We start from the raw sequence: 21,265 nt of genomic DNA, 5'->3' as shown, positions 1-21,265 counted from the left end.
TGGCTCGTCAGATATGCAGGATGTATTCGCGAACCAGCTTGCTGCCGAAATAGGCCAGCATCAGCAGGCAGAACCCGGCCAGGGTCCAGCGGATGGCTTTGTGCCCGCGCCAGCCGAGGCGGTTACGGCCCCACAGCAACACGCTGAACACGATCCAGGCCAGGATCGACAGCAGGGTTTTGTGCACCAGGTGCTGGGCGAAGAGGTTTTCGACAAACAGCCAGCCAGAGATCAGCGACAGCGACAACAAGGTCCAGCCGGCCCAGAGAAAGCCGAACAACAGGCTTTCCATGGTTTGCAGCGGCGGGAAGTTCTTGATCAGCCCCGAGGGGTGCTTGTGCTTGAGCTGGTGGTCTTGCACCAGCAGGAGCAGGGCCTGGAACACTGCGATGGTGAACATGCCGTAGGCCAGGATCGACAGCAGGATGTGGGCAAGGATGCCCGGCTCTTCGTCGATCACCTGCACGGTGCCGGTGGGCACAAACTGCGCCAGCAGCACCGTGAGCAGGCCGAGCGGGAACAGCAGCACCAGAAGGTTTTCCACCGGGATGCGGGCGCAGGCCAGCAGCGTCAGGGCTATGACGGCGGCGGCGATCAGGCTCGCGGCGGTAAAAAAGTCCAGGCCCAGGCCGACCGGCGTCATCAGGTGCGTGATCAGGCTGGCGGCATGGGCCACCAGGGCGACCACGCCAAGGCCTGCCAGCAAGCGTTTGTCCGCCTTGGCGCAACGGGCCAGGCGGGTGCCTTGGTAGAGAGTCGCAGCGGCGTATAAAAAGGCGGCGGCGAGGCTGGGTAGCAAACTGGGTGACAAGGCGAACATAAGTCCTGTACGGCAAGCCCGAAAGCCGCTGAGTTTGGCATACCCCTGCGTTCCACGAAAGACTCCCAGGCCAGACAGCGGGTGTGCACGGCGACAGTCTTCGCTATAATCCGCGACCTGCCCCCGCCGCAGGCTCGCCGAGCGCTGTTTTTAATAGCGAATGACTCAAGCCTGGGCCGCCATTACCTCGGTCTACCACTTCACTTCGATGAATAGGGCCTGAAAGGATCGCGCATGTTTGAAAATCTGACTGACCGTCTCTCGCAGACGCTGCGCCACGTCACCGGCAAGGCCAAGCTGACCGAGGACAATATTAAAGACACCCTGCGTGAAGTGCGCATGGCGTTGCTGGAAGCCGACGTGGCCTTGCCTGTGGTCAAGGACTTCGTCAACTCGGTCAAGGAGCGTGCGGTCGGCACCGAAGTGTCCCGCAGCCTGACCCCGGGCCAGGCGTTCGTGAAGATCGTGCAGGCCGAACTCGAAAGCCTGATGGGCGCGGCCAACGAAGACTTGAACCTGAGCGCCGTACCGCCAGCCGTCGTGTTGATGGCGGGCTTGCAGGGCGCGGGTAAAACCACCACTGCTGGCAAGCTGGCGCGCCTGCTCAAGGAGCGCAAGAAGAAGTCGGTGATGGTGGTATCGGCCGACGTTTACCGCCCGGCGGCGATCAAGCAACTCGAAACCCTGGCCAATGACATCGGCGTGACGTTCTTCCCGTCCGACCTGAGCCAGAAGCCGGTGGACATCGCCACCGCGGCTATTAAGGAAGCGAAGCTCAAGTTCATCGACGTGGTCATCGTCGATACCGCCGGTCGCCTGCACATCGACGAAGAGATGATGCACGAGATCAAGGCGCTGCACGCCGCGATCAACCCGGTAGAGACGCTGTTCGTGGTCGATGCCATGACCGGCCAGGACGCCGCCAACACCGCCAAGGCGTTTGGCGATGCACTGCCGCTGACCGGCGTCATTTTGACCAAGGTCGACGGCGATGCCCGTGGCGGTGCCGCACTGTCGGTGCGTGCGATCACCGGCAAGCCGATCAAGTTCATCGGTATGGGCGAGAAGAGCGAAGCGCTCGAGCCGTTCCACCCCGAGCGTATCGCCTCGCGCATCCTGGGCATGGGCGACGTGCTCAGCCTGATCGAGCAGGCCGAGGCCACCCTCGACAAGGACAAGGCCGACAAGCTCGCGAAAAAATTAAAGAAAGGCAAAGGCTTCGACCTCGAAGACTTCCGTGACCAACTGCAACAAATGAAGAACATGGGCGGCCTCGGCGGCCTGATGGACAAGCTGCCCAACATGGGCGGCGTGAACCTGGCGCAAATGGGCAACGCCCAGGGCGCGGCAGAGAAGCAGTTCAAGCAGATGGAAGCCATCATCAACTCCATGACGCCTGCCGAGCGCCGCGACCCCGAGCTGATCAGCGGTTCGCGCAAGCGCCGTATCGCCATGGGTTCGGGCACGCAGGTGCAGGACATCGGTCGCTTGATCAAGCAGCACAAGCAGATGCAGAAAATGATGAAGAAGTTTTCGGCAAAAGGCGGAATGGCCAAGATGATGCGCGGCATGGGCGGTATGTTGCCCGGCGGCGGCATGCCGAAAATGTAAAGAATTGGAGCGCAGGCCTGGCTTTCGCTCCGCCCCACAAGGACGTGGGATCTCCAGCAACCCCGCATTGGCGGGCGCTGACCTGCCGTTTTAACCGACGGCCCTATAGCAGATCTGAATGGCGCTTTGATAGGTGCCGGAAAAAGGCATTTGCAAAAGTCCGGATATTCCTTAGAATATGCGGCCTTTCGGGCACCCATGCCCGCTGTGCATTTAGATTTGCAGCACCGACTACAGGAACGATGTTCACATGCTAACAATCCGTCTTGCCCTTGGCGGCTCCAAAAAGCGCCCGTTTTACCACTTGACCGTAACCGACAGCCGCAACCCGCGCGACGGTTCGCACAAGGAACAGGTTGGTTTCTTCAACCCTGTTGCTCGTGGTCAAGAAGTTCGTCTGTCCGTGAACCAAGAGCGCGTAGCCTACTGGCTGAGCGTTGGTGCACAACCTTCTGAGCGTGTTGCTCAGTTGCTGAAGGACGCTGCTAAGGCTGCGGCCTGAGCAATATGAACGCGACGCCAGCTGTTGCTGATGATTTGATCGTTATCGGCAAGATTTATTCGGTTCACGGCGTTCGCGGCGAAGTGAAGGTGTATTCCTTTACGGATCCGATCAAAAACCTGTTGGAGTACAAAACCTGGACGCTGCGGCGCGAAGGCAATGTGAAACAGGTTGAGCTGGTCAGCGGACGCGGGAACGACAAGTTCCTGGTCGCAAAGCTCAAGGGTCTTGATGATCGCGAAGAAGCACGTCTTCTGGCCGGTTCCGAGATCTGCGTGCCACGCAACCTGTTCCCTGAACTGACCGACGGCGAGTACTACTGGTACCAGCTTGAAGGTCTGAAGGTTATCGATACCCACGGGCAACTGTTCGGGAAAATCGATCATCTTCTGGAAACCGGCGCCAATGATGTAATGGTGGTCAAGCCTTGCGCTGGCAGCCTGGATGATCGCGAACGCCTGTTGCCCTATACCGGGCAGTGCGTGTTGGCTGTCGACCTGGTCGCGGGCGAGATGAAGGTGGAATGGGACGCGGACTTCTAACGTGGCTACTTTGCGCGTCGAGGTCATTACGCTGTTTCCCGAGATGTTTTCTGCCATCAGCGAGTACGGCATCACCAGTCGGGCGGTGAAACAGGGGCTCATGCAGCTCACCTGTTGGAACCCGCGGGACTACACGACAGATCGACATCACACGGTGGATGACCGCCCATTTGGCGGTGGTCCGGGCATGGTGATGAAGATCAAGCCCCTGGAAGATGCGTTGGTTCAGGCCAAGGCAGCCGCCGGGGAGAAGGCGAAGGTTATTTACCTGTCCCCTCAAGGCCGTCAGCTGAAACAAGCGGCGGTGCGCGACTTGGCGAATGAGGAAGCATTAATCCTGATTGCCGGTCGTTATGAAGGCATTGACGAGCGTTTTATTGACGCTCATGTCGATGAAGAGTGGTCGATTGGGGACTATGTCCTGTCTGGCGGCGAGCTGCCGGCGATGGTCCTGATAGATGCGGTTACACGGCTGCTGCCCGGAGCTTTAGGGCATGTGGACTCCGCGGAGGAAGATTCCTTCACGGATGGTCTGCTCGATTGCCCGCACTACACCCGACCGGAGGTGTATGCGGATCAGCGTGTTCCCGACGTATTGCTAAGTGGCAATCACGCACACATCCGGCGTTGGCGTTTACAGCAGTCCCTCGGGCGGACCTATGAACGACGCGCCGATCTTCTGGAAAGCCGCTCGCTTTCTGGAGAAGAGAAGAAGCTGCTCGAGGAATACATCCTCGCGCGGGACGATAGTTAACAACGTATCGATGGTAGGCCAGGCGGCCTATCTTAGGAGCACAGCATGACTAACAAAATCATCCTTGCACTCGAAGCAGAGCAGATGACCAAAGAGATCCCTACCTTTGCCCCGGGCGACACCATTGTCGTTCAGGTGAAAGTGAAGGAAGGCGACCGTTCGCGTCTGCAGGCGTTCGAAGGCGTGGTAATTGCCAAGCGTAACCGTGGTGTGAACAGTGCTTTCACTGTTCGTAAAATCTCCAACGGTGTTGGCGTTGAGCGTACTTTCCAGACCTACAGCCCGCAAATCGACAGCATGGCCGTGAAACGTCGTGGTGACGTGCGTAAAGCCAAGCTGTACTACCTGCGTGACCTGTCCGGTAAAGCAGCGCGCATCAAGGAAAAACTGGCTTAAGTCCAGCTTCCCGATGCAGAAAAAAGCAGCCTCCGGGCTGCTTTTTTGTTGTCTGAAATTTATTCCCTGTTCCGGTATCCCACATGACCACCCGCCTCGAAGAAATCCAGCGCCGTACCGACCTGTCCGTGACCCATGTGACCAAGGCGGTGTTCCCGCCCACCACCAACCACCACAACACCTTGTTTGGCGGCACAGCGCTGGCGTGGATGGACGAAGTGTCGTTCATCACGGCGACCCGTTTCTGTCGGCTGCCGCTGGTGACGGTGTCCACCGACCGTATCGATTTCAATCACGCGATACCGGCCGGATCGATCGTCGAGCTGATCGGGCGGGTGGTGAAGGTGGGCAATACCAGCCTCAAGGTCGAGGTTGAAGTGTTTGTCGAAAGCATGAGCAGTGATGGTCGGGAAAAGGCGATCCAGGGTGTGTTCAGCTTTGTGGCGATTGATGCGGACAAACGGCCGGTGCCGGTGCTGCCGGGTTTTGCTGACTGATCGGGCCTGCCTGCGATAGTCTCCCTCTGCCGCTTGACGAAGGTGCCCCAGTTCCCATGCCTGCTATTGACCACCCCTTGATCGACCGTTTCCTCGACGCCCTCTGGCTAGAAAAGGGCCTGTCGGACAACACCCGCCAGTCTTATCGCAGCGACCTGGCGCTGTTCAATGGCTGGCTTCAGGAAAAGCACCTGGAGCTGGTCAGTGCGGGTCGAGACTTGATCCTTGATCACCTGGCCTGGCGCCTGGAGCAGCACTACAAGCCCCGTTCTACGGCGCGTTTTCTCTCGGGGCTGCGTGGGTTTTATCGGTATCTGCTGCGCGAAAAGCTGATTGCTGTAGACCCCACCCTGCAAGTCGACATGCCCCAGCTGGGTCGGCCGTTGCCCAAGTCCTTGTCGGAAGCCGACGTCGAAGCGTTGCTGGCTGCTCCGGACCTGGGTGACGCCATCGGCCAGCGCGACCGCGCCATGCTCGAGGTGCTCTACGCCTGTGGCCTGCGCGTTACCGAGCTGATCAGCCTCACGCTGGAGCAGGTCAACCTGCGTCAGGGCGTGTTGCGGGTCATGGGCAAGGGCAGCAAGGAGCGCCTGGTGCCGATGGGGGAGGAGGCTATTGTCTGGGTCGAGCGGTACCTGCGCGACGCCCGCAGCGAGCTGCTCGGCGGGCGCCCCAGCGATGTGCTGTTTCCCAGCCTGCGCGGCGAGCAGATGACCCGGCAGACCTTTTGGCACCGCATCAAGCATCAGGCCAAGGTGGCCGGGATCGGCAAGTCGCTGTCGCCTCACACCTTGCGCCACGCATTTGCCACGCATTTGCTCAATCACGGCGCCGATTTGCGCGTGGTGCAGATGTTGTTGGGGCACAGTGATTTGTCCACCACGCAGATCTACACCCACGTCGCCCGGGCGCGTTTGCAGGACCTGCATGCCAAGCATCACCCGCGTGGCTGAAAACCTGCGCTAAATGGCCAAATTACCCGTGCCACGGGCTGCCCGGCGGCCCAACTGTGGTAGGCTTTGCCGGTTCGCAAAGGGGACGGCCCCAACCCGTGTTCCAGATCGGTGTACCTGCTCCCGTCCCTGCCTCTGCCTTCAGGAGTTCCCATGCGCTTGACCCAGATTATTGCCGCCGCAGCCCTTGCGTTGGTCTCAACGTTTGCCGCCGCCGATGACGCGGCCGAGAAAGCCATTCGCCAGAGCCTGGACAACCTCAAGCTCGACACCCCGATCGAAAGCATCAGCGCAAGCCCCATGGCCGGCCTGTACGAAGTCAAGCTCAAGGGCAGCCGCGTGCTGTATGCCAGCGCCGACGGCCAGTACGTCGTCCAGGGCTACCTGTTCCAGTTGAAAGACGGCAAGCCCGTCAACCTGACCGAAAAGGCCGAGCGCCTGGGCGTGTCCAAGTTGATCAACGGTATTCCCGTGGCAGAAACCGTGGTGTACCCGGCTATCGGCGAAACCAAGACCCACATCACCGTCTTTACCGACACCACCTGCCCGTACTGCCACAAGCTGCACGCCGAAGTGCCCGAGCTGAACAAGATGGGTGTCGAAGTGCGCTACGTCGCGTTCCCGCGCCAGGGCCTGGGTTCGCCGGGTGACGAGCAGTTGCAGGCCGTGTGGTGCTCAGCCGACAAGAAATCGGCGATGGACAAGATGGTCGACGGCAAGGAAATCAAGGCCGCCAAGTGCGCCAACCCGGTTTCCAAACAGTTCGCCCTGGGCCAGTCAATAGGCGTGAACGGTACACCGGCGATCGTTTTGGCGGATGGTCAGGTAATTCCGGGCTACCAGCCTGCACCGCAAGTCGCGAAACTGGCCTTGAGTGCCAAATAAACATTAAAGCGCCGCAGTTGTGCGGCTGTTTTCAACGGCCGGCGTGAAGTCGGCCGTTTCATGGGGAGTTCTGCAGTGAAACCGGTCAAAGTAGGCATCTGTGGTTTAGGGACCGTCGGTGGCGGCACCTTCAACGTACTTCAGCGTAACGCTGAAGAAATTTCCCGCCGCGCAGGGCGTGGGATTGAAGTGGCGCAAATTGCCACGCGTTCGCCAAAGCCTCAGTTCCAGACGACCGGTATTGCGATTACCAACGATGTCTTCGATGTAGCCACCAACCCTGAAATCGATATCGTGATCGAGCTGGTGGGCGGTTATACCGTTGCGCGCGACCTGGTCCTCAAGGCCATCGAAAACGGCAAGCACGTGGTCACCGCCAACAAGGCGCTGATTGCGGTGCACGGCAACGAAATCTTCGCCAAGGCCCGTGAGAAAGGCGTGATCGTCGCGTTCGAAGCGGCCGTGGCGGGCGGTATCCCGGTGATCAAGGCGATCCGTGAGGGCTTGTCTGCCAACCGCATCAACTGGGTGGCCGGGATCATCAACGGCACCGGTAACTTCATCCTCACCGAAATGCGCGAGAAAGGCCGTACCTTTGAAGACGTGCTGGCCGAAGCCCAGGCGCTGGGCTACGCCGAAGCCGATCCGACGTTCGACGTGGAAGGCATCGACGCCGCGCACAAACTGACCATCCTGGCCTCGATCGCCTTTGGTATTCCGCTGCAATTCGACAAGGCCTACACCGAAGGCATCACCCAGCTGACCACCGCTGACGTGAATTACGCCGAAGCCCTGGGCTACCGCATCAAGCACCTGGGTGTTGCCCGCAGCACTGCGGCCGGTATCGAGTTGCGCGTACACCCTACGCTGATCCCGGCTGACCGCCTGATCGCCAACGTCAACGGCGTGATGAACGCGGTGATGGTCAACGGCGACGCCGCAGGTTCCACCCTGTTCTACGGCGCTGGCGCCGGTATGGAGCCGACCGCATCGTCGGTGGTCGCAGACCTCGTGGACGTGGTTCGCGCCATGACCAGCGACCCGGAAAATCGCGTACCGCACCTGGCTTTCCAGCCGGACTCGCTCTCGGCCCACCCGATTTTGCCGATCGAAGCCTGCGAAAGTGCCTACTACCTGCGCATTCAGGCCAAGGACCACCCGGGCGTATTGGCCCAGGTGGCCAGCATCCTGTCGGAGCGTGGCATCAACATTGAATCGATCATGCAGAAGGAAGTCGAAGAACAAGACGGCCTGGTGCCCATGATCCTGTTGACCCACCGTGTGCTGGAACAGCACATCAACGATGCCATTCGCGCCCTTGAAGCTCTTCAGGGTGTGGTGGGGCCGGTGGTCCGTATTCGCGTAGAACATTTGAATTAATTCAGCTGCAAGCGGCAGGCGGCAGGCGGCAAGTCAAAGCGAATCGGCTTTTACTTGGGGCTTGCAGCTTGGCGCTTGAAGCCCAAACCAAAGGTTTGCCCTCATGCGTTACATCAGCACTCGCGGCCAGGCACCGGCCCTGAATTTCGAAGACGTCCTGCTGGCCGGGCTTGCCACCGACGGCGGCCTGTATGTGCCGGAAAACCTGCCGCGCTTTACCCAGGAAGAAATTGCCTCCTGGGCCGGCTTGCCGTACCACGAACTGGCCTTCCGGGTGATGCGCCCGTTCGTCACTGGCAGCATTCCGGATGCGGACTTCAAAAAGATCCTGGAAGAAACCTACGGCGTGTTTTCCCACAACGCCATCGCCCCGCTGCGTCAGTTGAACAGCAATGAGTGGGTACTGGAGCTGTTCCACGGCCCGACCCTGGCGTTCAAGGACTTCGCCCTGCAATTGCTGGGTCGCCTGCTCGACTACGTGCTGGAAAAGCGCGGCGAGCGCGTGGTGATCATTGGCGCCACGTCCGGGGATACGGGCTCGGCGGCCATCGAAGGGTGCAAGCACTGCGAAAACGTCGATATCTTCATCCTGCACCCGCACAACCGTGTGTCGGAAGTGCAGCGTCGCCAGATGACCACTATCTTTGGCGAGAACATCCATAACATCGCCATCGAAGGCAACTTCGACGACTGCCAGGAAATGGTCAAGGCGAGCTTCGCCGACCAGGGCTTCCTGAAGGGCACCCGCCTGGTGGCCGTGAACTCGATCAACTGGGCGCGGATCATGGCCCAGATCGTCTACTACTTCCACGCAGCCCTGCAGTTGGGTGGCCCGGCGCGCTCGGTGTCGTTCTCGGTGCCAACCGGCAACTTCGGCGACATCTTCGCAGGTTACCTGGCCCGTAACATGGGCCTGCCGATCAACCAGTTGATCGTGGCAACCAACCGCAACGACATCCTGCACCGCTTCATGAGCGGCAACCAGTACGTCAAGGAAACCCTGCACGCCACGCTGTCGCCGTCGATGGACATCATGGTGTCGTCCAACTTCGAGCGCCTGCTGTTCGACATGCACGGTCGCAACGGCGCAGCCCTGGCCGAGTTGATGAACAGCTTCAAGAGCGGCGGCGGTTTGAGCGTCGATCAGGAACGCTGGACCGAAACCCGCAAGCTGTTTGACTCCCTGGCCGTGGACGACGCGCAGACCTGCGAAACCATTGCCCAGGTCTACGCCCAAACCGGCGAACTGCTGGACCCGCACACCGCCATTGGCGTCAAGGCCGCACGCGAATGCCGTCGCAGCCTGGACACCCCGATGGTGATTCTGGGCACTGCGCACCCGGTCAAGTTTCCGCAAGCAGTGGAAACGGCAGGCGTTGGCAAGGCGTTGGAACTGCCACCGCATCTGGCAGACCTGTTTGAGCGCCAGGAGCGTTGCACGGTGTTGGCCAATGATCTGAAAGCAGTGCAGGCGTTTGTGAGCCAGCACGGTAATCGGGGCAAGCCGTTGTAATCCAATAGCGTGTAAGAAAACGCCGCTTTCCCTTCCTGGGGCAGCGGCGTTTTTTTTGGCGGGCCCGACCGGGTGGCCGTCTACATGAGGAGTTTTTGCGCCACGATCATGACGGTGCCGACAGCGGTAAAGAAGCCGATGGCAATGCCTACGGGATACCAGAAATTTTCGCGGGTGATCTTGTGGGACTCTGCATTGAGTTTTCGTTGCTCTGCGTAGAGGCGTGAAATATCAGCGTGAATTTTTTCCAGCGCGGCCTGCTCTTTCGTGTGTTCCAGCATGGTGTTCATCCTTTGCCGTGGGGCCTTTTGATCGGCGCTTTTTTGCGCGTGGCAGCGTGGTCAGCGCTGGGCGATTATAGGATTCGGCATCGGCATCCCTGCTCGAGAAACTGCCCGGTGGCCGGTTAATGCGTAAACGTTTATGTCCTAGCGTTTTTTGCTTGTCATGTTGCAAGTGCATGCTCGACAAGTCACTGCCCCGAACGCCCCGAATGATGAAAAGGCGAACTTTCCTACGCGCCAAGTAGTCACTTAAGGTAGATGCAGTTCCCGTTTACACGATTGTTTTCGAACTATTGAAGGGTGACCGAGATGGAAAGTATCAGCCTGTTGCTCGGTGAAGCACTGAGCCCTTATGAGGTCACGCTGACCCCCTCGGGTGTCCAGGGCGACTGCCTGGTGACTGTGAAAAACCCCGCTGGCGCCATCGTGGTGGAGCGTGAGGTGGACCAGGCGCAGTTGATCGATAAACGCGCGTTGGTGGATGTCGTGGATTGTTTGCACCGTGACCTGATGATTGCCGAGGGGCGCCTGGAGCCCTCTGTCATGGCGGCTATGCGCAATGCAGCGCTGACTCGTGCGGCCGTGCATGCATGAAGAAAATTTTTTGTTGGGAACCTTCCTACAGTCTTTTGAGTCAGACCTTATAACAACGGGATCAAGCATTGTGCTCCGGTGCTTGTAGCTCGTTGTACTGGTCTTTGTAGGCCATGTTTAACCCCGAGTTGTCTCCCCACTGCTCGGGGTTTCTTTTTGCCTGCGATTTGTCGGCGGTCCGGTGTGCCCTCAAAAAAATATGCTCGAGGATCAAGCCGAGTTTGACCGATTGCCGCGCCAGCCGTTGCCGGTTTCACCACAAAAAAAGCCACTCAATGAGTGGCTTTTTAGTCAACGCCGATCAGTACCGGTCATCACGCGTAGGGAGGCGGCGCATGGTCAGGATGAATGAGTCGGCATGCTCGATCCGGGTGGCGGTGGCCAGGCGATGCCTTTCACGGGAAGCGTGGCGTGGGGTTCGCGACGTCGATGCCTCGGCCGTCGTGCGAGTTGTGCCCCTGGCTGCCGTGGCGGTGGACGGACGGGGAAGTGGAGCAGCAGAGGGCGTGCGTCGGCGCTCTTCGCGTGGCATTCGCATGTCGGTGGCGGCTGTACGGCCGCGGGGCTCGACCGGCGGTGCAGGCATGCGCGGCTGAGTGGGGCGGCGTGAACTGTCGGCGGCGCTCATGGAAGTGTGGCGCGGGCGTACATATTCCGTCGTCCTCGGTGGAATGAGCGGACGCGGGAACTCCATGCTCATCGGTGGAATGACCGGACGTGGAAACTCCATGGTCATCGGTGGAATGACCGGGCGTGGGAACTCCATGGTCATCGGTGGAATGACCGGACGGTGGAACTCCGTGGTCATTGGTGGAATGAACGGGCGTGGGAACTCCGTGGTCATCGGTGGAATAACCAGGCGTGGAAACTCGGCAGCCATAGGGGGGATGAACGGGCGGGGCGGCTCTGCGCCCCAGCGCGGGCCGTCGGCTATCGGCCTCGGCGGTGCAGTCCACGGTACGGTGATCGGAGGGGAAGTGGCGGCGCTCATGGAGGCCGTGCGGGCGCGTACTTTGCCAATGACGCGTTTCATGGCATCCATTGGCGTGCTTGGGGGGCGACGGTTACCGGGCGTCGGCTTGCCGGTTTTCGGGTCCAGCCCCAACTGGATCAAGCGTTGCTTGAACTGCGCTTCGGTGAGATTGAGATCCACCTGGTGGAAGACGCCCTGGCTGTTTTCACCCTCGTAACGCAGTTTGAGATTTTTGGCCCCGTGTTGCTGCGCATATCCGGGCTTCTGGCGTTGCACGTGCTCCTGCAATTTTTTGCCGTTCTTGGGCAGCTTGGGGTAGAGCTTGGCGAAATCAGTGTCGATCTGCTTCTGGGACACTTTGTTGTCGTACAGCAATCGTGTGCGCTCTTGCGGTTGCGCAGGCTGGGGGGCGTAGGTGTGCTGGATGTCCGGGTTGTCACCCAGCAGGGTGAAGTCTTTTCTGCGAATGGCGCGGCCGAAGTCCGGCCAGGCGTCCACAATAATGGTTTTGTCGGTCATGCGGCGGTCGCCGATTTCTGCGACAGCGTGGTCGTAAATGCTTGAGCTGAGCAGCGAGACGGGTTGGTTGATCCCTGTGCTGGTGGCGAGCAAGGCGCAAACGGCGGCCATTTCCCCGCAGTTGCCGGCGGCAAAGCGCGCGGCGGTGCGCGCTGTCTCGATCGGGGTGTTGCCCTGCGCTTGAGTCTCGACTCGCAACATGGTCGTGCGCTTGAATGAGTCTGCCTCTGTGCTGATCATGTGCCGTTGCTGGTTGCCAGAGCCCCGGTTGAGAATCTTCCAGGTATCGTCGATCGCCTGGTTGGCCACCAGCAATGCATCCATTTCCCGGTGGGATACTTTTCTTACGCTGTCCTTGTTCCAGGTGCCGGGCTGGCTGGCCACCTTATAGATCGGCACGCGATGGTTCGGGTCGCCGGTGTTGTACAGGCTCGGGGTGCCGGCAAGGGGCGAAAGTTGCGTGGTAAAAGCCATAGGGTCATTCCATTGTTGAGTACGGAAAATGTTGCCTGCGGGTTAAGCGTGGTCATGAAAGTATCGGCGTGCTCGTGCCGGGCAGCTGTGACCAGGGGGGGCCACGCCAAGCACGGCGATGGGCGCGGGGCCTCGGCGATGCTCTTCCCAGGGCGCAGGGTGTGTAGCGGTGTGGCTGCGGGGGGGGCAGCCGAGGCTGAGCAAGGAGGGGGCTAAAGGCAAAGGCGTTCCTCCAAGAGTCTCGGGCCAAATCAATGAGTGGAGGCGTGGGGGCATTCGGTTCCTGGCCAACATGATTGGAAGGAACCGCAATGGGGTTATCCCAGGGAGAATGCTCTGGGTGGCTGTGGGTCGGTTTCGACTGCGGTTGCGCGATAGCTCATGGCCTTGAGCACTGGCGGCACTTGATCTCGGCGTTCAATCTCTCCAGCGGATCGGTGCTGTGAAGCGGCTACCTGTGCGATGGGGAAGGCCATGTGCGCCAGCACCTCGTCCCTGCAGCAGTCCTTAAAGGGCCGGTCAGGCACAGGCGCCGCAGACGCCAGCCCGTCATCAGATCGCACCGGCCTCGCGCAGGCGGGCAATCGTGGCGGCGTCGTAGCCCAGCGCGTCCAACACCAGGCTGTTGTGCTCGCCCAATTGTGGCCCCACCCATTCACAGCTCCCGGGCGTGTCGGAGAGCTTGGGCACGATGCCCGGCATCTTGAAGTCTTTGCCGCCGGGCAATTGGGCCTGGAGGAACATTTCCCGCGCGAGAAACTGGGGGTCGCCGAGCATGTCTTCGGCGCTGTAGATCCGGCTGGCAGGCACGTCCGCTTCGTTCAAGCGTTCGACCACCTGCGCAAGCGGCAGGGAATTGACCCAGCGATCGATCACCCCATACAGCTCGTCGCGTCGGCTGTCGCGGCCATCGTTGCTGGCAAGCGTCGGATCGTTGGCCAGGTCTTCGCGGCCAATGGCGAGCATGAAGCGCTTGAAGATCGCATCGCCATTGGCGCCGATTTGCACATGCTTGCCGTCGGCGCTGGTGTGGATCGACGAGGGTGTGATACCCGGCATGATGTTGCCGGTGCGCTCGCGGATAAAACCAAACACGTCGAACTCCGGGATCATGCTTTCCATCATGGCGAAGATGGCTTCATACAGCGCCACATCCACCACTTGGCCGAGGCCGCCGTTCACCTCCCGGTGACGCAAGGCCATCAGTGCGCCGATCACCGCCCACAGGGCGGCAATGGAGTCCCCAATGGAAATCCCGGTGCGCACTGGCGGGCGGTCTTCAAACCCGGTGATGTAGCGCAACCCGCCCATCGACTCACCCACCGCGCCAAACCCCGGCTGGTCCTTCATGGGCCCGGTCTGGCCAAAGCCGGAGAGCCGCACCATCACCAGTTTGGGGTTTAGCGCGTGTAAGGTTTCCCACGACAGGCCGAGCTTTTCCAACACGCCTGGGCGAAAGTTCTCGATCAAGATGTCGGCGTCTGCCAATAACTGTTTGAGGATTGCCAGGCCGTCGGGGTGCTTGAGGTTCAGCGTCAGCGACTTCTTGTTACGCGCCTGCACAAACCACCACAGCGACGTGCCTTCATACAACTTGCGCCACTTGCGCAGCGGATCGCCGCCGTCCGGGGATTCGACCTTGATCACCTCGGCGCCAAATTCGGCGCAAATGCGCGATGCGAAGGGGCCGGCGATCAGTGTGCCGAGTTCAATGACTTTAAGGCCGGCAAGCGGTTTGGCGGTAAACGACATGGGAATCCTTGAGCGCGGGGCAGGTCAGTCATGCCTTTTAACATAGGCGACCGGGCAAGGGATAAGGATGATGCCGCGCAGGATTCGGTGATTGTTGGCGCCATCGGTTAGACTGGCCGCCTTTTCCTGTCTTTAGAAGCCCGTCCATGGCCCAGCCGTCCACGACCTACAAATTTGAACTCAACCTCACCGACCTCGACCGCTCGGTGTACGAGAGCGTCAAGCAGACCATTGCCCGTCACCCTTCGGAAACCGAAGAGCGCATGACCGTGCGTTTGCTGGCCTACGCCCTCTGGTACAACGAACAGTTGTCTTTTGGTCGTGGTCTGTCGGATGTAGACGAGCCAGCCCTGTGGGAAAAAAGCCTGGATGACCGTGTGCTGCACTGGATCGAAGTCGGCCAGCCGGACGCAGACCGCCTGACCTGGTGCTCCCGTCGCACCGAACGCACCAGTTTGCTGGCCTATGGCAGCCTGCGAGTGTGGGAAGGCAAAGTGGTCCCGGTGGCCAAGAACCTGAAAAACGTCAACATCGCCGCCGTCCCGCAAGACGTGCTGGAAACCCTGGCCAAGGACATGCCGCGGGTGATCAAGTGGGATGTGATGATCAGCGAAGGCACGATCTTCGTGACCGACGACCGTGGCCAGCATGAAGTGCAACTGGAGTGGTTGGCGGGCGAGCGCGGCTAGGTTGTTGTTGAAAGTTTCACGCTTCAAACTCGCCGCTTGCCGTCCCCCTACCGAGAATTGTCCTGCGTCCCATGCATATTGATCTTCGTTCCGTGCCCGCCCCCTTGCCGTTCCTGGGTGAACTGCCGCCCCTGTTGACCCGTCTTTATGCCGCGCGCGGGGTGCAGTCGCAGGACGAGTTGGATAAAAGCCTGGCGCGGCTGATTCCGTATCAGCAGCTCAAAGGCATCGACGCGGCCGTGGATTTGCTGGTGACGGCGCTCGAGCGGCGTCAGCGCATCCTGATTGTCGGTGACTTCGATGCCGACGGCGCCACGGCCAGTGCCGTGGGCACCTTGGGCTTGCGTTTGCTGGGGGCGGCTCATGTCGATTACCTGGTGCCCAACCGTTTTGAATACGGTTATGGCCTCACCCCGGAAATCGTCGCGGTGGCCCTGCAGCGCGAGCCACAGTTGCTGATCACCGTGGACAACGGCATTTCCAGTGTCGAAGGCGTGGCGGCGGCCAAGGCGGCGGGGCTCACGGTGCTGGTCACCGATCACCACTTGCCGGGCGATCACTTGCCTGCGGCCGATGCCATCGTCAACCCTAACCAGCCGGGCTGTGAGTTTCCGAGCAAGGCGTTGGCCGGTGTGGGGGTGATCTTTTATGTGTTGATGGCGTTGCGCGCACGCCTGCGCAGCCTGGGCTGGTACGACAGTCGGCCGCAGCCCAACATCGGTGAGTTGCTGGACCTGGTGGCGCTGGGCAGCGTGGCCGACGTGGTGCCGCTGGATGCCAACAACCGCATCCTGGTGCACCAGGGCCTGGAGCGTATCCGCGCTGGCCGGGCCCGGCCGGGGATCAAGGCGATTCTTGAAGTCGCCAAGCGCGACGCCAGCCGCATCACCTCCACCGACCTGGGCTTTATCTTGGGGCCGCGCCTGAACGCCGCAGGGCGCCTGGACGACATGAGCCTGGGCATCGAATGCTTGCTGACCAGCGATTTTGCCGCGGCCCGGGAAATGGCCGCGCAACTGGACGGCATGAACCAGGACCGCAAGTCCATCGAGCAAGGCATGCAGCGCGAGGCCCTGGCCCAGCTCAAAGAGCTGCCTGTGGAGTCGATGCCGTACGGGCTCTGCCTGTTCGACCCGCAGTGGCACCAAGGCGTGATCGGTATTCTGGCGTCGCGCATGAAGGAGCGTTATTTCCGCCCCACCATCGCCTTTGCCGACGCGGGAGACGGCCTGCTTAAAGGTTCCGGGCGTTCGGTGCCGGGTTTTCATATCCGCGATGCGCTGGCGGTGGTTGCCAGCCAACATCCCAACCTGATCGCCAAATACGGTGGGCACGCCATGGCGGCGGGCCTGACGTTGCCTGAGGCCCATTTCCCGCTGTTCGCCGAAGCCTTTGATGCCGAGGTGCGCCGGCACCTGAGCGAAGACGACCTGACTGGGCGGCTGTTGTCCGATGGCCCCCTGGCCGTCGAAGAGTTTCACCTAGAACTGGCCCGTGCGCTGCGTCATGCGGGGCCCTGGGGTCAGCACTTTCCCGAGCCGTTGTTTCACGGTGTGTTTCAACTGGTGGAGCAGCGCGTGGTGGGGGAGCGGCACCTTAAGGTGGTGCTCAAGAGCGAGTGCGGCACGGTGAAGCTGGACGGGATTGCGTTTGGTGTGGACCGTGACGTGTGGCCAAACCCGACGGTGCGCTGGGTGGAGTTGGCCTACAAGCTGGACGTCAATGAGTTTCGCGGCCAGGAAACCCTGCAACTGATGATTGCGCACATCGAGCCGCGTTAATCGCTTGTCGCATGGCGGGCCTGCACGCCAGTGCTAAAGGAGAACGGGCTTGCCTGCGATGCCATCGCAGGCAAGCCCTACTTGCGTAAGGCTGGGGTTTACTCAGCCTGTGGCTTGCCCTGGTGCTTGTCGATGATGTCGACCAGGCGCTTGGCCAGCGCGGGGTAGTTTTCGTCGAAGTGATGGCCGCCCGGCAGCTTCACGGCTTCACCCACTGCGGTCTTGTCGGTGCAGCCGCTTTCGTCGACCTCTTCTGCGCCGTAGATGCACACCACCTTGTCGGCGGGCAGCTTGGCCATTTCCGGGCCGGTGGCGGCCTCTTTGCCGGCATTGCCCAGCCAGCCTTCCACTTCGATCTCAAAGCTGCCGGTGCGGGCAAACGCCAGCAGGATAATTGCGTCTACACGTTGCTGCTCGGACTCTGGCAGACGGTTGTAGATGGCAGGCAGTACGTCGGCGCCAAAGGAGTAGCCGGTCAGTACGAAGCGCTTGGTGCCCCATTTCTGCCGGTAGTGCTGCATCAGCTCGGCGAGGTCCTTGGCGCTTTGTTCCGGGGTCTTGTGCTGCCAGTAGTAGCGCAGGGTGTCGATGCCGACCACCGGGTAGCCGATCTTGGCCATTTCGCCCGCCACGTCGCGGTCCAGGTCACGCCAGCCGCCGTCGCCGGACAGGAACAGAGTAACGGTGTCTTTGGCCTGGCCGGCCGGCACTTCCACCACCGGGATCGCCAGGCCGCCGTTGTCGGAACCGACCAGTTGCTTGCGCAGTTCGTTGTTCAGTACTTGGGGGTAATGAATGTCGTAGTCGCTGATGCTGGTGGTGGCGCGCGGTGTATCGCGTACGAAACTGGCGCTTTCATCGTCAGGGTTGTCGTTCCATGCCACCAGCCAGTTGCCGTGGGCGGAGGTTTTCGGCAGCGGGTCCTTGCAGCCTTCCTGCACCAGCGTGAAACCGACGGATATGGCGTTGGCCTTGTCGTCGTTCTGCGCGGCCAGCCAGCGCCATGCCAGCGCCGCGCCAGGGCCAATGCCGCTGACCAGCGTCGCCGGGCCCTTGAGTTGGCCCAGGGCGTTTTGCAAGGCTTTTTCCTGCAACGTGCAGTCATCCTTGGGCAGGATCACCTGGACGATCTGGGCAGCGCCGCCCTGGCTCAGGGCGATCAGCTGGGCGTCGGTCAGGGTTTCGTCGGCCATCACGGCGACGGCAACGCGGGCCTTGGCGGTAGTGCCCGGGGTGACGCGGGTCATCACCGAACCGTCCGCCTGCGGCAGTTGTTCCAGGGTGGGCTGTGGGGCAGGGCGGTTCCAGAACCAGTAGCCGCCACCCAGGATCAGGGCCAGCAGCACTACAAAGGTCAACACGTACCGCCAGGAGCGTCGAATCATCAGCGTTTCACCAATCCAGTCAAGCCGCCCGCGATCAGGGCGGCGGTATCGGCCAGTGCCACCAGCGGATCAAGTCCCGCGGGCACGGCCATATAACGAGGTTCCCAGTCGGGCTGGAATTTGTCTTTGAAGCGGCGCAAACCTTGGAAGTTATACAGCTGTTCGCCACGGCGGAACACCATCGAGCCCAGGCGTTGGGTCAAGGGTGCGCCACGGCGTGGTTGCAGGCCCGACAACGGCACCATGCCCAGGCTGAAGCGCGCGTAGCCGTGCGTCTTGTAGTGTTGAATCAAGCCGACCATCATAAATTCCATGGTCAGCTTTGGCGCGTCCGGATGGGCGCGCATCAAGTCGAGGCTGGCCAGGTCGTGGTTGTACGTCTCGAGCAGGTTGGCGAAGGCAACCGGGTGCCCTTCGAAGCGAATGATCGCGATGCGAAAGTGCTTGAGGTAGTCGTCGCTGAATCGTCCCAGGGAGAAGCCTTTTTCCCGCACATTCTTACCGGTCAGCCAGGCGTCCGAGATAACTTTTAATTCATCCATCGGGGCCTGGCCGGGCTCGAAGATCTCCAGGGCCAGCCCATCACGCCCGCCACGGTTCCAGGTGTAGCGCAGGTCCTTCATCTCTTTGCCCTTGGCGTCCAGGTCAAAGCGCTTGAGGTCCACCCGGGCTTCTTCGCCGAGCTTGATCGCGGTGAGGCCGATGTCCATGTAGTACGGCAGGTTCTCGGCACGTACTTGGTAGAACACCGGCCGGGCGTGGTGGATGTCGCACAGGTCGCGGAACTGCCAGATCATTTCGGCGCGTTGTTGGGTGGGGCCGATCGGGTCGTAGAGCGCCACCAGGCTGCGACCACGACGGGCGTACATCAGAAACGCCTCGTCGTTGGGGTGAAACAGCAGCGCCTTGTCACCGGTCAGGGCCAGGCCGCCGTCGGGTTGTGAGGAGGCCATCAGCACTTTACTGGCGCGTTCCAGTTCGTCGGGCGTGGGTAAGTGGATGACCGGGCGGGCGGTGCGCAGCAGCCAGGTCAGGGAGATCACCACCAGCACCACCGCAGCCCCCAGCAGCGAGCGCAGGCCGCGCGGCGCGTTGGCGTCCAGGGTGAACTGCCACCACAGCTGATGGCTGTAGGGGACGTCCTGGTAGGCGAACAACAGCAGCCAGATCGAAGCCCCGAGCACACAGAAACTGGCCACTAGGTACAGCGGCGAGAACGGCAGCTCGGTCAAGCGGCTGGCGCGGTAGAACGAACGCCTGAAGATCGCCAGGAGCACGGCGGTCAGGGTCATCAGGCTGGCTTCTTCCCAGTCGAAGCCTTTGAGTAGGGACAGCACCGCGCCAGTCAGCAACAGCACCATGGTCAGCATCCACGCGGCCGACAGGCGGCGGCGCAGGCCTTGGGCCAGCAACAGGCAAAGCACACCGATCAGGCTGGCGCCGAAGTGCGAGGCGTCAATCAGGCGATGGGGGATCAGGAAGCCGATGTTTTCCAGGCGTGAGTCGATTTCTGGCGTGGCGCCGGAAAACAGCAGGACCACGCCCGACAAAAAAACCAGCACGGCCAGCACCGGTGCCGCCAGGCCCGAGGCGGCGCGCAGGCTGCTCTGGGTCTGAAACAGACGCTGGGCTTCATTGACCAGCAAAAAGATGCAGGCGATCAACAGCGGCAGCACCACGTAGATCATCCGGTACAGCAACAGCGCGGCCGCCAGGGGCGCGGCGCCCAGCTTGTCGGCGAATGCCGCGAGCAAAATGGCCTCGAACACACCGACGCCACCCGGTACATGGCTGAGTACGCCTGCGGCGAGAGCGAGCAGGTACACCAGCAAAAACGGACCAAAGGGCGGGGCTTCCGGCAGCAACATATACAGCACGGTGGCGGCAGCGGCGACGTCCAGGGCGGTGATGATCAGTTGCAGGAAGGTCAGGCGCCGACCCGGCAGGCGCAACGTGCGGCGCCCGGCCTTGACCAGCAGGTTGTCGGGGTAAGGCTGGTCTGGCAGGCGACGACGGTAGATGCCGATACACAGCACGGCGGTCAGCAGCAATATCGCGCCCGCGACGCCCCCCAGCAGCCCGACAGGCAATTGCAGGGCCGTGGAGGCGGCAGGCAGGTTGCTCAAAGTGGCCAATGCAGCCAGCGGCGGCAGTGCGCAACCCAGGGCGAGGCTGGCGAACACGGTCATGTGGGCCACTTCCGAGGCGCCCACACCGTGACGTGCATATAAACGGTAACGCACCGAGCCGCCTGACAGCATCGACAGGCCAATCGCATTGCCGATGGCAAACGCCGTGAAGCCGCCATAGGCCAGCGTTTTGGCGGGCAGTTTCACCCCGGCATAACGGGCGCCGGAAAACTCGTAGCCCAGCAGAATGATGAAACCGGCCACGGCGGCGGCAAACGCGCCGAGCAGGGACGGTTTGGGCACTTCCAGAATCGAGTCGTGCAGGGCGTAGAGGTCCAGCTCGCTCAGCAGGTGACGACAGGCAACCAGGGCAATGGCAAACAGCAACAGCGTGACGGCCAGCCCGATGGGTTGGCGGTATTTACTCAACAGATCCAGCCAGCGCAAACGGGTGGGAGCGATCGGTTGTGTCCCTGTAACGGTGTCTTGTGGTTCAGACGAGTTGGCGCGCATCAATCACCTCGTGGATTGTGCGCGACAGGATGGAGGTATCCAGCCAAGTTACCAATCCCTATGGACAAAATAAGTACAAATATTACCGCGTATCACCGAGGTCGGCGACAGGCGCCCATTGGTCGTTGAAGGCTTAGCATAGCTTGCAATGACATGGACTCTACAAACCGTTTACGGTTTCATGAAAGATGTCATGTCATTGTTTCAAAAGAACTTTTTCGCTGGATACAAAAAAGGCCACTCTTTCGAGTAGCCTTTTTTGACGTTTGGTTGCGGGAGCCGGATTTGAACCGACGACCTTCGGGTTATGAGCCCGACG

General features: G+C 61.0%; 19 protein-coding genes. 13 read left to right on the top strand and 6 right to left on the bottom strand.

Annotated elements, in window-relative coordinates; translation table 11 throughout:
• Window positions 1–7: 7 nt before the first annotated feature.
• Window positions 8–820 (bottom strand): cytochrome C assembly family protein, encoded by an 813-nt coding sequence (locus ACW9H9_RS20900; RefSeq protein WP_457345041.1) that lies wholly within the window; start codon window positions 818–820, stop codon window positions 8–10.
• Window positions 821–1,054: 234 nt separating this feature from the next.
• Here ACW9H9_RS20900 and ffh point away from each other — a divergent pair, with 234 nt between their 5' ends.
• The 10 genes from ffh to thrC all read left to right on the top strand — a co-directional run bounded on the left by ffh (window position 1,055) and on the right by thrC (window position 9,853).
• Window positions 1,055–2,431, top strand: coding sequence for a signal recognition particle protein (gene ffh / locus ACW9H9_RS20895; protein WP_457345040.1), 1,377 nt, complete (start codon window positions 1,055–1,057; stop codon window positions 2,429–2,431).
• A gap of 250 nt (window positions 2,432–2,681) precedes the next feature.
• Window positions 2,682–2,933, top strand: a complete 252-nt coding sequence (gene rpsP / locus ACW9H9_RS20890; protein ID WP_007944872.1) for a 30S ribosomal protein S16 — start codon at window positions 2,682–2,684, stop codon at window positions 2,931–2,933.
• Between the two features lie 5 nt (window positions 2,934–2,938).
• Window positions 2,939–3,475 (top strand): ribosome maturation factor RimM, encoded by a 537-nt coding sequence (gene rimM, locus ACW9H9_RS20885; protein ID WP_457345039.1) that lies wholly within the window; start codon window positions 2,939–2,941, stop codon window positions 3,473–3,475.
• A 43-nt stretch (window positions 3,476–3,518) separates the two neighbouring features.
• Entirely contained in the window at window positions 3,519–4,229 is a 711-nt protein-coding gene (gene trmD, locus ACW9H9_RS20880) for a tRNA (guanosine(37)-N1)-methyltransferase TrmD (protein WP_457345069.1), read from the top strand.
• A gap of 45 nt (window positions 4,230–4,274) precedes the next feature.
• Window positions 4,275–4,625: a 50S ribosomal protein L19 gene (gene rplS / locus ACW9H9_RS20875; RefSeq protein WP_003175895.1), complete on the top strand. Its 351-nt coding sequence runs from the start codon at window positions 4,275–4,277 to the stop codon at window positions 4,623–4,625.
• Window positions 4,626–4,708: 83 nt separating this feature from the next.
• Entirely contained in the window at window positions 4,709–5,122 is a 414-nt protein-coding gene (locus ACW9H9_RS20870; RefSeq protein ID WP_457345038.1) for an acyl-CoA thioesterase, read from the top strand.
• A 56-nt stretch (window positions 5,123–5,178) separates the two neighbouring features.
• Window positions 5,179–6,075, top strand: coding sequence for a site-specific tyrosine recombinase XerD (gene xerD, locus ACW9H9_RS20865; RefSeq protein WP_457345037.1), 897 nt, complete (start codon window positions 5,179–5,181; stop codon window positions 6,073–6,075).
• Between the two features lie 153 nt (window positions 6,076–6,228).
• The gene (dsbC, locus tag ACW9H9_RS20860) at window positions 6,229–6,960 is read left to right on the top strand and encodes a bifunctional protein-disulfide isomerase/oxidoreductase DsbC (protein WP_457345036.1); all 732 of its coding nucleotides are present in this window, start codon (window positions 6,229–6,231) and stop codon (window positions 6,958–6,960) included.
• Window positions 6,961–7,035: 75 nt separating this feature from the next.
• Window positions 7,036–8,340 carry a homoserine dehydrogenase gene (locus ACW9H9_RS20855; protein WP_457345035.1) on the top strand — a complete coding sequence of 435 codons (1,305 nt, stop codon included), beginning with the start codon at window positions 7,036–7,038 and terminating at the stop codon, window positions 8,338–8,340.
• A gap of 103 nt (window positions 8,341–8,443) precedes the next feature.
• Window positions 8,444–9,853 (top strand): threonine synthase, encoded by a 1,410-nt coding sequence (gene thrC, locus ACW9H9_RS20850; RefSeq protein WP_457345034.1) that lies wholly within the window; start codon window positions 8,444–8,446, stop codon window positions 9,851–9,853.
• 80 nt (window positions 9,854–9,933) lie between these two features.
• Here thrC and ACW9H9_RS20845 read toward each other — a convergent pair whose 3' ends face one another.
• Window positions 9,934–10,134 (bottom strand): hypothetical protein, encoded by a 201-nt coding sequence (locus tag ACW9H9_RS20845; RefSeq protein WP_457345033.1) that lies wholly within the window; start codon window positions 10,132–10,134, stop codon window positions 9,934–9,936.
• 312 nt (window positions 10,135–10,446) lie between these two features.
• On the opposite strand from ACW9H9_RS20845, the gene ACW9H9_RS20840 reads away from it, so the two are divergent.
• A complete protein-coding gene (locus tag ACW9H9_RS20840) occupies window positions 10,447–10,731 on the top strand; it encodes a DUF3509 domain-containing protein (protein ID WP_457345032.1) in 285 nt (94 codons plus the stop codon).
• Window positions 10,732–11,032: 301 nt separating this feature from the next.
• On the opposite strand, the gene ACW9H9_RS20835 is transcribed toward ACW9H9_RS20840, so the two are convergent.
• Together ACW9H9_RS20835 and ACW9H9_RS20830 are read right to left on the bottom strand one after the other, a co-directional pair.
• Window positions 11,033–12,697, bottom strand: a complete 1,665-nt coding sequence (locus ACW9H9_RS20835) for a hypothetical protein (protein WP_457345031.1) — start codon at window positions 12,695–12,697, stop codon at window positions 11,033–11,035.
• A gap of 552 nt (window positions 12,698–13,249) precedes the next feature.
• Entirely contained in the window at window positions 13,250–14,449 is a 1,200-nt protein-coding gene (locus ACW9H9_RS20830; RefSeq protein ID WP_457345030.1) for a CaiB/BaiF CoA transferase family protein, read from the bottom strand.
• 146 nt (window positions 14,450–14,595) lie between these two features.
• Between ACW9H9_RS20830 and ACW9H9_RS20825 the strand changes: the two genes are divergently transcribed.
• Window positions 14,596–15,138: a YaeQ family protein gene (locus ACW9H9_RS20825; RefSeq protein ID WP_457345029.1), complete on the top strand. Its 543-nt coding sequence runs from the start codon at window positions 14,596–14,598 to the stop codon at window positions 15,136–15,138.
• Between the two features lie 71 nt (window positions 15,139–15,209).
• Window positions 15,210–16,919, top strand: coding sequence for a single-stranded-DNA-specific exonuclease RecJ (recJ, locus tag ACW9H9_RS20820; RefSeq protein WP_457345028.1), 1,710 nt, complete (start codon window positions 15,210–15,212; stop codon window positions 16,917–16,919).
• Window positions 16,920–17,017: 98 nt separating this feature from the next.
• Here the strand turns inward: recJ and ACW9H9_RS20815 are convergent, their stop codons facing one another.
• Window positions 17,018–18,304 (bottom strand): virulence factor family protein, encoded by a 1,287-nt coding sequence (locus tag ACW9H9_RS20815; RefSeq protein ID WP_457345027.1) that lies wholly within the window; start codon window positions 18,302–18,304, stop codon window positions 17,018–17,020.
• Window positions 18,304–20,946 (bottom strand): bifunctional lysylphosphatidylglycerol flippase/synthetase MprF, encoded by a 2,643-nt coding sequence (mprF, locus tag ACW9H9_RS20810; protein WP_457345026.1) that lies wholly within the window; start codon window positions 20,944–20,946, stop codon window positions 18,304–18,306. The genes ACW9H9_RS20815 and mprF overlap by 1 nt, the downstream gene beginning before the upstream one ends.
• Window positions 20,947–21,265: the final 319 nt, after the last annotated feature.

The organism is Pseudomonas sp. SDO5215_S409 (genome assembly GCF_054071325.1).
This window is presented reverse-complemented; position numbering and strand designations above follow the sequence as displayed.